At 62.6% G+C, this 15,459-nt stretch carries 10 protein-coding genes; 8 read left to right on the top strand and 2 right to left on the bottom strand.

Annotated features, from left to right (window positions below; translation table 11 throughout):
- Positions 1-20: 20 nt before the first annotated feature.
- Positions 21-1,655 (bottom strand): dihydrolipoyllysine-residue acetyltransferase, encoded by a 1,635-nt coding sequence (gene aceF, locus J3P94_RS25070; protein ID WP_434570071.1) that lies wholly within the window; start codon positions 1,653-1,655, stop codon positions 21-23.
- A gap of 11 nt (positions 1,656-1,666) precedes the next feature.
- The gene (gene aceE, locus J3P94_RS25065; protein WP_434570069.1) at positions 1,667-4,312 is read right to left on the bottom strand and encodes a pyruvate dehydrogenase (acetyl-transferring), homodimeric type; all 2,646 of its coding nucleotides are present in this window, start codon (positions 4,310-4,312) and stop codon (positions 1,667-1,669) included.
- A gap of 382 nt (positions 4,313-4,694) precedes the next feature.
- On the opposite strand from aceE, the gene glnE reads away from it, so the two are divergent.
- The 8 genes from glnE to J3P94_RS25025 all read left to right on the top strand — a co-directional run bounded on the left by glnE (position 4,695) and on the right by J3P94_RS25025 (position 15,359).
- Positions 4,695-7,634, top strand: a complete 2,940-nt coding sequence (gene glnE / locus J3P94_RS25060) for a bifunctional [glutamate--ammonia ligase]-adenylyl-L-tyrosine phosphorylase/[glutamate--ammonia-ligase] adenylyltransferase (protein ID WP_434570067.1) — start codon at positions 4,695-4,697, stop codon at positions 7,632-7,634.
- Between the two features lie 760 nt (positions 7,635-8,394).
- Positions 8,395-9,429: a lipopolysaccharide heptosyltransferase II gene (gene waaF / locus J3P94_RS25055; RefSeq protein WP_434570065.1), complete on the top strand. Its 1,035-nt coding sequence runs from the start codon at positions 8,395-8,397 to the stop codon at positions 9,427-9,429.
- A gap of 1 nt (position 9,430) precedes the next feature.
- Entirely contained in the window at positions 9,431-10,489 is a 1,059-nt protein-coding gene (waaC, locus tag J3P94_RS25050) for a lipopolysaccharide heptosyltransferase I (protein ID WP_434570063.1), read from the top strand.
- On the top strand, positions 10,489-11,610 hold the full coding sequence (locus tag J3P94_RS25045) for a glycosyltransferase family 4 protein (RefSeq protein WP_434570061.1): 1,122 nt from the start codon (positions 10,489-10,491) through the stop codon (positions 11,608-11,610). The genes waaC and J3P94_RS25045 overlap by 1 nt, the downstream gene beginning before the upstream one ends.
- Positions 11,610-12,416 carry a lipopolysaccharide core heptose(I) kinase RfaP gene (gene rfaP / locus J3P94_RS25040; RefSeq protein ID WP_434570059.1) on the top strand — a complete coding sequence of 269 codons (807 nt, stop codon included), beginning with the start codon at positions 11,610-11,612 and terminating at the stop codon, positions 12,414-12,416. Before J3P94_RS25045 ends, rfaP begins: the two co-directional genes overlap by 1 nt.
- Positions 12,416-13,150, top strand: a complete 735-nt coding sequence (locus J3P94_RS25035) for a lipopolysaccharide kinase InaA family protein (RefSeq protein ID WP_434570057.1) — start codon at positions 12,416-12,418, stop codon at positions 13,148-13,150. Before rfaP ends, J3P94_RS25035 begins: the two co-directional genes overlap by 1 nt.
- A complete protein-coding gene (locus J3P94_RS25030) occupies positions 13,147-13,899 on the top strand; it encodes a lipopolysaccharide kinase InaA family protein (RefSeq protein ID WP_434570055.1) in 753 nt (250 codons plus the stop codon). Before J3P94_RS25035 ends, J3P94_RS25030 begins: the two co-directional genes overlap by 4 nt.
- Positions 13,899-15,359 carry a lipopolysaccharide kinase InaA family protein gene (locus J3P94_RS25025; protein WP_434570053.1) on the top strand — a complete coding sequence of 487 codons (1,461 nt, stop codon included), beginning with the start codon at positions 13,899-13,901 and terminating at the stop codon, positions 15,357-15,359. The genes J3P94_RS25030 and J3P94_RS25025 overlap by 1 nt, the downstream gene beginning before the upstream one ends.
- Positions 15,360-15,459 lie beyond the last annotated feature (100 nt).

Below are 15,459 nucleotides of genomic sequence, written 5' to 3'. Positions count from 1 at the left end.
GTGAGGAGGGCCATTCAGTGTTACAGCAGGATGGTGCGGATGTCGCCCAGCAGGTCGCTCAAGCGCTTGGTGAAGCGTGCAGCGGCCGCACCATTGATCACACGGTGATCGTAGGACAGCGACAGCGGCAGCATCAGCTTGGGCTGGAAGGCTTTACCGTCCCAGACCGGCTGGATGGTGGCCTTGGAAACACCCAGGATCGCCACTTCCGGCGCGTTGACGATCGGCGTGAAGCCGGTGCCGCCAATGTGACCGAGGCTGGAGATGGTGAAGCAGGCGCCCTGCATGTCGTCGGCGGTGAGCTTCTTGTTCCGGGCTTTTTCGGCCAGGGCAGCGGCTTCGCCAGCCAGTTGCAGCAGGCTCTTCTGGTCGACGTTACGGATGACCGGTACCAGCAGGCCTTCCGGGGTGTCGACGGCAAAGCCGATGTGCACGTACTTCTTGCGGATCACAGCCTTGCCGCTTGGGGCCAGGGAGCTGTTGAAGTCCGGCAGTTCCTTGAGCAGGTGCGCGCAAGCCTTGAGCAGCAGCGGCAACACGGTCAGCTTCACGCCGGCCTTTTCGGCCACGGCTTTCTGTGCGACGCGGAAGGCTTCCAGTTCGGTGATGTCAGCCTGGTCGAACTGAGTCACGTGTGGAATGTTCAGCCAGCTGCGATGCAGGCTCGACGCGCCGATCTGCATCAGGCGGGTCATCGCGACTTCTTCGGTTTCACCGAAGCGGCTGAAGTCCACCGCCGGAATCGGCGGGATACCCGCGCCGCCAGTGGCGCCTTCGGCCGGTGCGTTCTTGGCCTTCTGCATCATGGCCTTGACGTAGGCCTGCACGTCTTCCTTCAGCACGCGGCCGTGAGGACCGCTTGGACCGACGGCCGACAGCTCGACGCCGAATTCACGGGCCAGCTGACGCACGGCTGGGCCGGCGTGCACCTTGGCACCGCTTGGCGCAGGCGCAGCGGCGACAGGGGCAGGAGCTGCTTCGGCCTTGGCGGCAGGCGCCGGAGCCGGGGCCGACTCAGCCTTGGCAGCAGGCGCAGCAGCCGGGGCAGGCGCGGCAGGTGCCGAGGCACCGGCCACTTTCAGCTTGAGGATCAAGTCACCGGTGCCGACTTCGTCGTCCAGCTTGACCTCGACGCTTTCCACCACGCCGGCAGCCGGCGAAGGGATCTCCATGCTGGCCTTGTCGGATTCCAGGGTGATCAGCGACTGGTCGGCTTCGACGGTGTCGCCGGCCTTGACCAGCACTTCGATGATCTTGGCCTTGCCCGAGGAACCGATGTCCGGGACATGAATGTCCTGGACAGAGGCCGCGGCAGGTGCAGTCGCAGTCGCCGGAGCGGCTTCTGCAGCCGGTGCGGCGGCAGGCTTTTCAGCCGCTGCCGGCGCAGCAGCGGGCGCTGGCGCTTCAGGCGCCGCAGCGGCGCCCTCGACTTCCAGCTCCAGCAGTTCGTCGCCTTCTTTCAGGCGATCGCCCAGCTTCACTTTCAGGCTCTTGATGACACCGGCCTTCGGCGCGGGCACTTCCATGCTGGCCTTGTCCGATTCAAGCGTCAGGATGCTCTGGTCGGCTTCGATGCGGTCGCCGACCTTCACAAACAGTTCAATTACTTCACCTTCACCGCTGCCGATGTCAGGTACGCGAATGAGTTCGCTCACGAAAATTCTCCTCAGCAGTCCAGTGGGTTGCGTTTTTCCGGATCGATGCCGAACTTGACGATGGCCTCGGCCACCACCTTGGGTTCGATATCGCCGCGGTCAGCCAATGCTTCCAGGGCTGCCAACACAACGAACTTACGGTCGACTTCGAAGAAGTGACGCAGCTTCTTGCGGCTGTCGCTACGGCCGAAACCGTCGGTGCCCAGCACCTTGAACTCCTTGGAAGGAACCCACTGGCGGATCTGTTCGGCGAACAGCTTCATGTAGTCGGTAGAGGCGATGACCGGACCTTTGCGACCGTTCAGGCATTCTTCGACGTAGCTCAGTTTCGGCTTCTGGCCAGGGTGCAGGCGGTTGCTGCGCTCTACAGCGAGGCCGTCGCGACGCAATTCGTTGAAGCTGGTGACGCTCCAGACGTCGGCGCCGACGTTGAATTCTTCGCGCAGGATCTTCGCCGCTTCACGCACTTCGCGCAGGATGGTGCCGGAGCCCATCAGCTGGACGTGGTGCGCCGCTTCCCGAGTGTCTTCCTCGAGCAGGTACATACCCTTGACGATACCTGCCTCGACACCGGCCGGCATGGCTGGCTGCTGGTAGGACTCGTTCATCACGGTGATGTAGTAGAAGACGTCCTGTTGCTCTTCGGTCATCTTCTTCATGCCGTCCTGGATGATCACCGCCAGCTCGTAGCCGTAGGTCGGATCATAGGTGCGGCAGTTCGGGATGGTCCCGGCCAGCATGTGGCTGTGGCCGTCTTCGTGTTGCAGGCCTTCGCCGTTCAGCGTGGTCCGGCCGGCGGTACCGCCGATCAGGAAGCCACGGGTGCGGCTGTCGCCGGCGGCCCAGGCCAGGTCGCCGATACGCTGGAAGCCGAACATCGAATAGAAGATGTAGAACGGCAGCATCGGCTGGTTGTGGCTGGAGTACGAAGTACCGGCGGCAATGAACGAGCTCATGGCGCCCGCTTCGTTGATGCCTTCTTCGAGGATCTGGCCCTTCTTGTCTTCGCGGTAGAACATCACCTGGTCTTTATCGACTGGCTCGTAGAGCTGGCCGACGGACGAGTAGATGCCCAACTGGCGGAACATGCCTTCCATACCGAAGGTACGGGCTTCGTCCGGGATGATCGGGACGATGCGCTGGCCGATCTCCTTGTCCTTGACCAGCTGCGCGAGGATCCGCACGAAGGCCATGGTGGTGGAGATTTCACGGTCGCCCGAGCCGTCCAGGATTGCCTTGAGGGTTTCCAGTGGCGGGGTCGGGATGCTGAAGCTCTTGGCGCGGCGCTGCGGCACGAAACCGCCCAGGGCGGCGCGGCGCTCGGCCAGGTAACGGGCCTCGGCGCTACCTTCTTCGGGCTTGAAGAACGGCAGGTTTTCCAGCTCGCTGTCCTTGACCGGAATGTCGAAGCGGTCGCGGAACAGCTTCAGGCTGTCGACATCGACCTTCTTGGTGTTGTGCGCGGTGTTCTTCGCTTCGCCGGCACCGGTGCCATAACCCTTGATGGTCTTGGCCAGGATGACGGTCGGCTGCTCTTTGTGGTTGACCGCCTGGTGGTAAGCCGCATAGACCTTGTACGGGTCATGGCCGCCACGGTTGAGCTTCCAGATCTCGTCGTCGGACAGGTCGGCGACCATCGCCTTGAGTTCAGGCGAATTGAAGAAGTGCTCGCGGACGAACGCGCCGTCCTTGGCCTTGTAGTTCTGGTACTCGCCGTCGATGACTTCGTCCATGCGACGCTGCAGGATGCCGTCGACGTCTTTGGCCAGCAGTGGGTCCCAGAAACGGCCCCAGATGACTTTGTTGACGTTCCACTGGGCGCCACGGAACACGCCTTCGAGTTCCTGGATGATCTTGGCGTTGCCGCGAACCGGGCCGTCGAGGCGCTGCAGGTTGCAGTTGATGACGAAGATCAGGTTGTCGAGCTTCTCGCGGCCGGCCAGGGAGATTGCGCCCAGGGATTCCGGCTCGTCGCACTCGCCGTCGCCCATGAAACACCAGACTTTCTGCTTGCCTGGCTGGATGAAGCCACGAGCTTCCAGGTACTTCATGAAGCGTGCCTGGTAGATCGCCTGGATCGGGCCCAGGCCCATGGATACGGTCGGGAACTGCCAGAAGTCCGGCATCAGCCAAGGGTGCGGGTACGAGGACAGGCCGTTGCCGTCCACTTCCTGGCGGAAATTGTTCATCTGGTCTTCGGTGATGCGGCCTTCCATGAACGCACGGGCGTAGACGCCGGGCGATGCGTGACCCTGGAAGTAGATCAGGTCGCCGCCGTGTTCGTCGGTCGGGGCCTGGAAGAAGTAGTTGAAGCCGATGTCATACAGTGTCGCGCTGGAGGCGAAGCTGGAGATGTGACCGCCCAGGTCAGAATCTTTCAGGTTGGTCCGCACGACCATGGCCAACGCGTTCCAACGCACCAGCGAGCGAATGCGGCGTTCCATGAACAGGTCGCCAGGCATGCGTGCTTCGTGGGTAACGGGGATCGTGTTGCGGTACGGCGTGGTGATGGCGTAGGGCAGTTGCGAACCGCTGCGGGTTGCGAGTTCGCCCATACGGGTCATCAGGTAATGAGCACGGTCTTCGCCTTCTTTGTCGAGAACCGATTCCAGGGCGTCCAGCCATTCCTGGGTTTCGACGGGATCGAGGTCTTGCATGGCTTGCTCCAGGGCGGAAAGGCTACCAGAATCGGTTGCCTGAGTTTGCGACTGGCCTTGTGGGCAGACGATATAAATTCTTGGATTGCCGAAGGTTGTTTCGGCGGCGTGTAGTTTTACTACAAATCGTTGGCCGTTTCAGCCTTTCGAATGTATAGACGAGTAGTAAAACTACACATGAGCGGCTTATGGCCCCTCGTTTCGTTGTGAGAATAATCGTTACTGTTGGTCTTTAGCCAACTCGAACAGGTAAAAACTTGATGCCGGCTGCCAATAAAATCAGAAAATCAGCTATTTATCATCTTTGTTCGACAGTCGATCAGGTAGTGGCTTTGCAAAAAACACTACATCCAGCCTTTCCCGCGCCGATCAAGGATAGACCATGAGCCTGCCCTCGCTTGCCGAAATTCCGGCAATTCTCCAGTCATTGGTCAGTCGCGCCGAGCAGTCGTTCCGCGCGGCGGTTGCTTCGCTGGACGACGATCACGGGCTGTCCGCCTGGACGCCGCAGCGTTGGGCCGAGTTCAACCGCGTCGCCGCTGCCAGTGACTTTGTCATCGAACAAAGTGTACGGGATCCTGCGATGTTGCTGGAGCTGGTGCGCAGCGGTGAGCTGGACCGCAGCCTGGCGGCGGGCGAAATGTGCGGGCAGATCGCCGCTGCCGTACGAGCCGCCGAGAGCGAGGACGAACTGGGTCGCGTGCTGCGTCGCCAGCGCACCCGCCAGCAGGTGCGGATCATCTGGCGCGACCTGACCCGCCAGGCCGATCTGGTACAGACCTGTCGTGATCTCTCGGACATGGCCGACACCTGCATCGACCAGGCGTATCAGTGGTTGTACCAGCGCCTGAGCCAGCAATTCGGCACCCCCACCGGCCGGCGCAGTGGCGAGCCGCAGCAGATGGTCATCCTGGGCATGGGCAAGCTGGGGGCGGTGGAACTGAACCTGTCGTCGGACATCGACCTGATCTTCGCCTACCCCGAAGGCGGCGAAACCGTTGGCGCAAAGCGGCCGCTGGATAACCAGGAGTTTTTCATCCGCGTCGGCCAGCGCCTGATCAAGGCCCTCGACCCGATGACCGTCGACGGCTTCGTGTTTCGCGTCGACATGCGCTTGCGCCCTTACGGCTCGGCCGGTGCGCTGGTATTGAGCTTCAATGCCCTGGAACAGTATTACCAGGATCAGGGGCGCGACTGGGAACGCTACGCCATGATCAAGGCGCGGGTGGTGGCCGGCGACCAGGTGGCCGGCGCGCAATTGCTCGACATGCTGCGCCCGTTCGTCTATCGCCGTTACCTGGATTTCTCTGCCATCGAAGCGCTGCGCACCATGAAGCAGTTGATCCAGCAGGAGGTGCGGCGCAAAGGCATGGCTGACAACATCAAGCTGGGCTCGGGCGGCATTCGCGAGGTGGAGTTCATTGCCCAGGCGTTCCAGCTGATCCACGGCGGTCGTGACCTGAGCTTGCAGCAACGGCCATTGTTGAAGGTGTTGGGAACCCTGGAAGGCCAGGGCTATCTGCCGGCCAAGGTCATTGATGAATTGCGCCAGGGGTATGAATTCCTGCGATATACCGAGCACGCGATCCAGGCCATTGCCGATCGCCAGACCCAGATGCTGCCGGATAACCCGCAAGACCAGGCGCGCATTGCGTTCATGCTGGGCTTCGTCGATTGGGCGGCGTTCCACGAGCGGTTGATGTACTGGCGCGGCCGGGTGGCGTGGCATTTTGGCCAGGTCATCGCGGACCCGGATGAGGACGAGGGCGGCGAAGGCGAAGTGGTGGTTGGCGGCGAATGGTTGCCATTGTGGGAAGACAGCCAGGACGAGGAAGCGGCGTGTCGTCAGTTGGAGGAGGCCGGTTTTGCCGACGCACCCAAAGCGCTCAAGGCCCTTGCTGTCTTGCGTGCCAGCCCGCAGCTGCGCGCCATGCAGCGCCTGGGGCGCGAGCGCCTGGACGCATTCATCCCGCGCCTGCTCGCCCAGGCGGTGGAGCATGCCGACCCGGACCTGGTGCTCGAACGGGTATTGCCGCTGGTGGAGGCCGTCGCCCGCCGTTCGGCCTATCTGGTGCTGTTGACCGAGAACCCCGGCGCCCTGCGGCGTTTGTTGACGCTGTGCGCGGCGAGTCCGTGGATCGCCGAGCAGATCACCCGTTTCCCGCTGTTGCTCGATGAATTGCTCAATGAAGGCCGTTTGTTCAAGCCGCCCCTGGCGCCTGAGCTCGCGGCGGAGTTGCGCGAGCGTCTGACACGAATTCCCGAGGACGATCTTGAGCAGCAGATGGAAGCCTTGCGGCATTTCAAACTGGCGCACCGCTTGCGGGTGGCCGCCTCGGAAATCGCCGGCAGCCTGCCGCTGATGAAAGTCAGCGATTACCTGACCTGGCTGGCCGAAGCGATTCTCGAACAGGTGCTGGCCCTGGCCTGGCGCCAGACGACGGCCAAGCATGGGGTGCCACTGCGCACCGACGGCAGCCTGTGCGATCCAGGCTTCATTATTGTCGGTTATGGAAAAGTCGGGGGGCTGGAACTGGGGCATGGTTCCGACCTGGACCTGGTGTTTATCCACGACGGTGACCCGCAGGCCGAAACCGACGGTCCGAAACCCATCGATGGCGCGCAGTTTTTCACCCGGCTTGGTCAGCGGATCATTCATTTGCTGACGGCCCAGACCAACTCCGGGCAGCTTTATGAGGTGGACATGCGCCTGCGACCTTCCGGGGCCTCGGGCTTGCTGGTCAGTTCCCTGGGGGCGTTTGCCCGTTACCAGGAAAACGAAGCCTGGACCTGGGAACATCAGGCGCTGGTACGTGCCCGGGTGCTGGTGGGCAGCCAGGATGTGGGCCAGGCGTTTGAAAAAGTCCGCGTTCAGGTACTGGGACGTTCGCGTGACTTGCCGACTTTGCGCCAGGAGGTCAGCGAGATGCGCGCCAAGATGCGCGATAATCTCGGCAGCAAGGCCACCGCCGCCGGAACCGCGCCAAATGCCTTCGAAGCCACGGCACCCTTCGATCTCAAGCAGGATGCCGGAGGTATCGTCGATATTGAATTTATGGTGCAATACGCGGCCCTGGCGTGGTCCGAGGAACATCCATCGCTGGTCCGCTATACCGACAACATCCGCATCCTGGACGGGTTGCAGGAGGTCGGGTTGCTGCCCGCCGAGGACGCCACGCTGTTGCGCGAAGCCTACAAGGCCTACCGCTCCGCCGCCCACCGCCAGGCTTTGCAGAAAGACGCCGGGGTGATCGCAGGCGATCAGTTCGTCGAGGAGCGTCGACAAGTGATGCGGATCTGGCGGGAATTGGGGCTGAGCTGAAGGTAGATGAGCTGAAGATATAAATGTGGGAGCGAGCCTGCTCGCGATGGCGGAGTGTCAGGCGCCATGGATGCTGGAAGTGCCGGCCTCTTCGCGAGCAGGCTCGCTCCCACATTGGATTTGTGGTGCTGCGCAGTAATTGAAACTTGTGCAGGACCCCTGTGGGAGCGAGCCTGCTCGCGATGGCGGAGTGTCAGGCGCCATGGATGCTGGAGGTGCCGGCCTCTTCGCGAGCAGGCTCGCTCCCACACTGGATTTGTGGTGCTGCGCAGTAATTGAAACTTGTGCAGGACCCTGTGGGAGCGAGCCTGCTCGCGAAGGCGGAGTATCAGGCGCCATGGATATTGGATGTGCCGGCCTCTTCGCGAGCAGGCTCGCTCCCACAATGGATGTGTGGTGCTGCGCAGTAATTGAAACTTGTGCAGGACCCTGTGGGAGCGAGCCTGCTCGCGAAGGCGGAGTGTCAGGCGACATTGATATTGATGTGCCGGCCTCTTCGCGAGCAGGCTCGCTCCCACACTGGATTTGTGGTGCTGCGCAGTAATTGAAACTTGTGCAGGACCCTGTGGGAGCGAGCTTGCTCGCGATGGCGGAGTGTCAGGCGACATTGATATTGATGTGCCGGCCTCTTCGCGAGCAGGCTCGCTCCCACAACAGATCGGTGGTGTGTTGTAGATTAGGGCAACAGGCAGCGACCTAAGCCACAGTGATTCTCGAGGCGGGGAGGCGTAGGCCTCCCCGTAGCGTTTTTGGAAAGCTCATGAATATTCTGATCGTTGGACCCAGTTGGGTCGGTGACATGGTGATGGCGCAGACACTGTTCCAGTGCCTCAAACAGCGTCATCCGCAGTGCGAAATCGATGTCCTGGCCCCCGAGTGGAGCCGGCCGATTCTTGAGCGCATGCCGCAAGTGCGCAAGGCCTTGAGCTTCCCGCTCGGTCATGGCGTGCTTGAGCTGGCTACCCGCCGGCGCATCGGCAAATCCCTGGTCGGTCAGTACGACCAGGCGATCCTGCTGCCCAATTCGCTGAAATCGGCGTTGGTGCCGTTTTTCGCCGGCATCCCCAAGCGCACCGGTTGGCGTGGCGAATTTCGCTATGGCTTGCTCAACGATGTGCGCACGCTGGATAAAGATCGTTATCCGCTGATGATCGAGCGCTTCATGGCCCTGGCCTACGAGCCGGGCGCCGAGTTGCCCAAGCCTTATCCGCGACCGAGCCTGCAGATCGACCCGGTCACGCGCGAAACGGCCCTGGCCAAGTTCGGCCTGACCCTGGACCGGCCGGTATTGGCGCTGTGCCCGGGTGCCGAATTTGGTGAGTCCAAGCGCTGGCCGGCCGAGCATTACGCCCAGGTGGCCGAGGCGAAGATTCGCGAAGGCTGGCAAGTCTGGCTGTTCGGTTCGAAAAACGATCACTCCGTGGGCGAGGACATCCGCTCGCGGCTGATCCCCGGCCTGCGGGAGGAATCGACCAATCTTAGCGGCGACACGTCCCTGGCCGAGGCCATTGATCTGTTGTCCTGCGCTGATTCCGTGGTGTCCAACGACTCCGGCCTGATGCACGTCGCGGCGGCGTTGAACCGCCCTCTGGTGGCGGTCTACGGTTCCACCTCGCCGGGCTTCACGCCGCCGTTGGCCGACAAAGTCGAAGTCGTGCGCCTGGGCATCGAATGCAGCCCTTGCTTCGATCGCACCTGCCGCTTCGGCCACTACAATTGCCTGCGCCAGCTCATGCCGCCGTCGGTGAACGAGGCCCTGGAGCGATTGCAGGGCTCACCCGTGGAGGTCCGGTAACTTGCGGGTATTGCTGATCAAGACCTCCTCCCTGGGGGATGTGGTCCACACCTTGCCGGCGCTGACCGATGCGGCGCGGGCGATTCCCGGCATCCGCTTCGACTGGGTGGTGGAAGAGGGGTTCGCCGAAATCCCTACCTGGCACCCCGCGGTGGGCAAAGTGATCCCGGTGGCGATCCGGCGCTGGCGCAAGAATATCTGGCAAACCATCAAGAGCGGCGAGTGGCGGCGATTCAAGCAGAGCATGCGGGCCGAGAAGTATGACTTGGTGATTGATGCCCAAGGCTTGCTGAAAAGCGCTTGGCTGACTCGCTACGTCAAGGCCCCGGTGGCTGGCCTGGATAAGGATTCGGCGCGCGAACCCCTGGCGACGCGGTTTTACTCCCGGCGCCTGGCGGTGGCCCGTGGTCAGCATGCGGTCGAGCGCGTGCGCCAGCTGTTTGCCGTGGCGCTGGGCTACGACTTGCCGCAGACCCAGGGCAACTATGGCCTCGACATCGACCGCCTGGTGGAACTGCCGCGCCCCTATCCCTATGTGGTTTTCCTGCATGGCACGACCTGGGACTCCAAGCACTGGCCCGAGCTTTACTGGCGCCAGCTCACCGAGCGCATGGGCCAGTACGGCGTGGTAGTGAAACTGCCGTGGGGCAACCCTGCCGAAAAGGCCCGCGCCGAGCGCATCGCCAGCGGGCTGCGCAACGCGCTGGTACTGCCGAAACTGAACCTTGGCGGCATGGGCAAGGTGCTCGCCGGTGCCCAGGCCTGCGTGGCCGTGGACACTGGCCTCGGACACCTGGCCGCGGCCCTGGACGTGCCGACCGTTTCGCTGCTCGGCCCGACCAACCCGGTACTGACCGGTGCCTACGGTAAAGGGCAGATTCACCTCGCCAGTGATTTCCCCTGCGCGCCCTGCATGCAGAAACAGTGTACTTATCCACCGACCGCCGAAGATGCCCGTCGGTTTGACCTTAAACGCGAGCAGCCCCTGTGCTTCACGCGTGTAAACCCCGAGCGTGTTGCCAGCCACCTGAGCACGTTATTGGCTGAGGAGCCGCGCTGATGCAATTGGCTTTTGTCCTTTACAAATACTTTCCTTTCGGTGGCCTGCAGCGTGACTTCATGCGCATCGCCCTGGAATGCCAGCGCCGTGGCCACCAGATCCGCGTCTACACGCTGATCTGGGAGGGCGACGTGCCGCCCGGCTTCGAGGTCCTGGTGGCGCCGGTCAAGGCGCTGTTCAATCACCGTCGCAACGAGAAACTCAGCGCCTGGATGGAGGCCGACCTGGCCCAGCGCCCGGTGGATCGTCTGATCGGTTTCAACAAGATGCCAGGCCTGGACGTGTATTACGCCGCCGACGGCTGCTTCGAAGACAAGGCACAGAATCTGCGCAATTCGCTGTACCGGCGCTGGGGCCGCTACCGGCATTTCGCCGAATACGAACGGGCGGTGTTCGCCAAGGATGCCAAGACCGAAGTCCTGATGATTTCCGAAGTCCAGCAGCCGCTGTTCATCAAGCACTACGACACGCCGCTGGAACGCTTCCATCTGCTGCCGCCCGGCATCGCCCAGGACCGTCGCCGGCCCGCTGATGCCGACGAGATCCGCGCCGCGTTCCGGGCCGAATTCCAGTTGGCCGACGATGACCTGCTACTGGTGCAGATCGGCTCCGGCTTCAAGACCAAGGGTGTGGATCGCAGCCTCAAGGCCCTGGCCGCGCTGCCGGCCGAATTGAGAAAACGCACCCGGCTGTTTGTAATCGGCCAGGACGACCCCAAGGTATTCCAACTGCAGAGTGCCGCGCTAGGTCTGGGCGACAATGTGCGGTTCCTCAAGGGCCGCAGCGATATCCCACGTTTCCTTCTGGGCGCCGACCTGTTGATCCACCCGGCCTACAACGAAAACACCGGCACGGTACTGCTCGAAGCGCTGGTGGCCGGGTTGCCGGTGTTGGTCAGCGCGGTGTGCGGGTACGCCCATTACATCGCCGAGGCCGACAGCGGCCTGGTACTGGATGAGCCGTTCGAGCAGACGCAACTGACCGAATACCTGGGGCGGATGCTCGGTGATTCCGAGGCAAGGGCGGCCTGGAGCCGCAACGGTCTGGCCTTCGCCGAGACGGCCGACCTCTACAGCATGCCGCAGCACGCGGCCGATGTGATATTGGCGGAGCACGCTTGATGAAATTGATGCTGGCCGAACCGTTCAAGAGCCTTTGGGCCGGACGCGATGCGTTCACCGAGGTCGAGGCGCTCAAGGGCGAGGTCTACCGTGAACTCGAAGCCCGGCGCACCTTGCGTACCGAGGTGGACGGTCGCGGCTTTTTCGTGAAGATCCACCGTGGCATCGGCTGGGGCGAGATTTTCAAGAACCTGCTGACCGCCAAGCTGCCGGTACTTGGCGCGGGACAGGAATGGAAAGCCATCCAGCGTCTGCAGGAAGTCGGCGTGCCGACCATGACGGCCGTCGCGTATGGCGAGAAGGGCAGCAACCCGGCCGACCAGCATTCGTTCATCGTCACCGAAGAACTGGCGCCCACCATCAGCCTTGAAGATTACAGCATCGACTGGGTCAGGCAGCCGCCGCAGCCCAGGCTCAAGCGGGCACTGATCGCTGAAGTGGCGCGCATGACCGGCATGATGCACCGCGCCGGGGTCAACCACCGCGACTGCTACATCTGCCATTTCCTGCTGCATACCGACACACCGGTGACGGCCGACGGTTTCAAGCTCTCGGTGATCGATCTGCACCGCGCCCAGACCCGCCCGGCCATCACCACGCGCTGGCGCAACAAAGACCTGGCCGCGCTGTATTTTTCGGCGCTGGACATCGGCCTGACGCGCCGCGACAAGCTGCGTTTCCTCAAAGGATATTTCCAGCAGCCGTTGCGCCAGGTACTGGCTGAAGAAGCGTCGCTGCTGGCCTGGCTCGAAGGCAAGGCCAGCAAGCTGTATGCGCGCAAGCAGCGGTATGGGGACGCGCTCTGATGTCAGGCTGGACACTGGAACCGGCCTACGCCGAACTGGCGGCGGATTTCGGTAGCCTGGACGCGGTGTTCGCCCTTCAGGGCGAGCGTCTGACGCGCGACCCGCTGTCGGAGGTGATTCGTGTGCAGCGCAACGGCGTCAATTATTACGTCAAGCGCTACACCGGCGCCGGCAAGGGCTTGCGGCGTTACCTGGGCAGGCCGCGGGTCAAGTCCGAATGGCAGAACCTCAAGCGCTTCGCCAAATGGGGGATCCCGACCGCGCAAATCATTGCCTGGGGACTGGAGCGCAACGGCGCGGCCTTCGCCCGTGGTGCGATGATCACCCGCGAATTGCCTCGCACCGAAGACCTCTCGGCCCTGGCCGAACGTCGCGACCCCAGGCTGGCGGACCGCGCCTGGGTCGACGGTGTGAGCCGGCAGTTGGCGGGTTACACGCGGACCATGCATGAGCAGCGCTTTACCCATAACGATTTGAAGTGGCGCAACCTGCTGATCGACGATCAGTCGCGGTTGTTCCTGATCGATTGTCCGAACGGTGATTTCTGGCGCGGCTTCTGGCTCAAGTACCGGATCATCAAGGACCTGGCGTGCCTGGACAAGGTCGCCAAATATCACCTGTCGGCCACCCAGCGCCTACGTTTTTATCTGCAATATCGGCAGCGCGACCGGCTGGATGCCTTGGACAAGAAGCGTATCCGGCATGTGGTGAAATTTTTCGAGGGGCGTGAATGACTGATTTTCTGGCCGATGAAGACCGCGCGTTGCTGCAACGCCATGGCCTGGACAGCTTCGAGGCCTTGTGGGCACGGCAACTGGAAGCGGTGGACGAACCCAACACCTCGGGGGAAGGCTGGAGCAGCGTGTTCCGCCTGGAACTGGAAGGGCAGGGGTACTACCTCAAGCGTCAGAGCAATTACCTGACCCGAACCTTGTCGCATCCGTTTGGCGAGCCGAGTTTTTCCCGGGAGTTTCGTAATATCAGCCGTTATCGGCAACTGCGCATCCCCGCGCTGCAGGCCGTGTTCTACGGCCAGCGCAAGGTGAACGGCGAGGCCCGTGCGGTTCTGCTGACGCGTGCGCTGGACGGCTGGGATGACCTCGATTCGTTGCTGCAGCGCTGGTCGACGCTGAGTGGCGCGCAGCGCAAGGGCATCCTGCAGGCCTGCGGGCACCTGGCGCGGCGCCTGCACGATGCCCATCAGATGCATGGTTGTTTTTATCCCAAGCACATTTTCCTGCAAGCCGGCGACAGCGGCTACCAGGCGCAGTTGATCGACCTGGAGAAGACCCGGCCGCTGCTGTTCGGCCAACGTGACCGGATCAAGGACCTGGAACCGCTGTTGCGCCGGGCAGGTGCCTGGAAGGGTGACGACGTGCGCCAGTTGCTGGCTACTTATCTGGAGCAGCCGCTGGACAGCGCTCTGGTCGACAGCTGGATGACACGCGTGGCCGCCCGCCGTACCGACAAGGAGGCGCGTTGATGCTTTTGTCCGAACTGAAAAACGCCGGCCGTAGCCCTGGCCTGCCCTTGAGCCTGGAGCTGGCGGACGCCGCCGGACCGGCGCAATTGCAATTGCTGACGCTTCTGCGCGTATTGCCGGGGCAGCGTTACGTGGGCGCGGGTGTCTGGCGCGGTCGCCCGGTACTGGCGAAATTGTTGGTTGGCGCCAAGGCGGCTCGTCACTTCCAGCGTGAGCTGCAAGGCGTGCGTCTGCTGGCGGAGCAGGGCCTGACCACACCGCTGTTGCTAGTGGACGGTTTGAAGGACGGCGAGGGTGGCTGGCTGCTGTTCGAATTGCTCGAAGGAGCCCAAAGCCTGGGCGACGCCTGGAGGCAAGTCGAGCAATTGCCGCCGTTGGCCGATGAGCAGGCCGCAGTGCTGGCGGAGGCCCTGGGTGCCATTGCACAACTGCACGCCAAGGGCCTGTGGCAAGAGGATCTGCACCTGGACAACCTGCTGCGCCACGATGGGAAACTCTACCTGATCGATGGCGCCGGTATTCGGGTCGAAACCGCAGGGCAGCCGTTGTCGCGGCAAAAAGTGCTGGAGAATCTCGGTGTGTTTTTCGCCCAGTTGCCCAAGTCCCTGGCGCCGTTCACCGAAGAGTTGCTGGTGCATTATCTGCTTGGCAATGCCGAACATGCGTTGCCGATGGAGGCGTTGCAAAAACAGATCGACAAGGTGCATTCCTGGCGCCTGAAGGATTTCCTCGAAAAGGTCGGGCGAGAATGCAGCCTGTTCAGCGTCAAGCGTGGGGCCTTCGGCCTGCGGGCTATCCGCCGTGATGAAGAGGCCGCGATAGCGCCCGTGCTTGAGCAGGCCGATGCCCTGCTTGACCAGGGACATCTGTTCAAAACCGGCGGCGCGGCGAGTGTCGGCAGGGTGGTGGCGGACGGCCGTACGCTGATCATCAAGCGCTACAACATCAAGGGCTTCGCCCATTGGCTCAAGCGCTTCTGGCGTCCGAGCCGTGCCTGGCATGCCTGGCGCGAGGGTCATCGCCTGGCCTTCCTCGGCATTGCCACGCCCAAGCCGCTGGCGCTGCTGGAAAAGCGTTTCCTGTGGCTGCGCCGTGGTGCGTATCTGGTCACCGAGTACTTGCCGGGCCCGGACATCATCGAGCGCTTTGCCCCATACGTGGAGACCGGTGAAGCGCCCGAAACAGAATTGCTGGCGCTTGATCGCTTGTTCGCCGACCTCATCCGCGAACGGATCAGCCATGGCGACTTCAAGGGCCACAACCTGTTCTGGCAACAGGACCGCTGGGCGTTGATCGACCTCGACTCCATGTGCCAACACCGCACCCAGGCCAGCTTCGCCCAGGCCTACGCCCGGGATCGCGCGCGGTTCATGCGCAACTGGCCGCAGGATAGCGCGTTGTATCGGGTGATTGATGAGCGCTTGCCAAAGGATGTCGAAAACACCCTCTCGGCCTTGTGACCGATCACCGCGGCGAGGGAGCTTGCTCCCGCTGGGCTGCGCAGCGGCCCCAAACCCATTCAATGCGGTGTGCCAGGAAAACACAGTTGCCAAGTTTACG

Origin of the sequence: Pseudomonas sp. Z3-8 (assembly GCF_051131975.1) — a bacterium.
Classification (GTDB): domain Bacteria; phylum Pseudomonadota; class Gammaproteobacteria; order Pseudomonadales; family Pseudomonadaceae; genus Aquipseudomonas.
Note: the sequence above shows the minus strand (reverse complement) of the source record. Positions and strands in the feature narration are given on the sequence as shown.

Coding starts and splice junctions, on each gene's coding strand:
- aceE (WP_434570069.1), bottom strand. CDS start 4,312: ATGCAAGACCTCGATCCCGTCGAAACCCAGGAATGGCTGGACGCCCTG.
- glnE (WP_434570067.1), top strand. CDS start 4,695: ATGAGCCTGCCCTCGCTTGCCGAAATTCCGGCAATTCTCCAGTCATTG.
- waaF (WP_434570065.1), top strand. CDS start 8,395: ATGAATATTCTGATCGTTGGACCCAGTTGGGTCGGTGACATGGTGATG.
- J3P94_RS25045 (WP_434570061.1), top strand. CDS start 10,489: ATGCAATTGGCTTTTGTCCTTTACAAATACTTTCCTTTCGGTGGCCTG.
- rfaP (WP_434570059.1), top strand. CDS start 11,610: ATGAAATTGATGCTGGCCGAACCGTTCAAGAGCCTTTGGGCCGGACGC.
- J3P94_RS25035 (WP_434570057.1), top strand. CDS start 12,416: ATGTCAGGCTGGACACTGGAACCGGCCTACGCCGAACTGGCGGCGGAT.
- J3P94_RS25030 (WP_434570055.1), top strand. CDS start 13,147: ATGACTGATTTTCTGGCCGATGAAGACCGCGCGTTGCTGCAACGCCAT.
- J3P94_RS25025 (WP_434570053.1), top strand. CDS start 13,899: ATGCTTTTGTCCGAACTGAAAAACGCCGGCCGTAGCCCTGGCCTGCCC.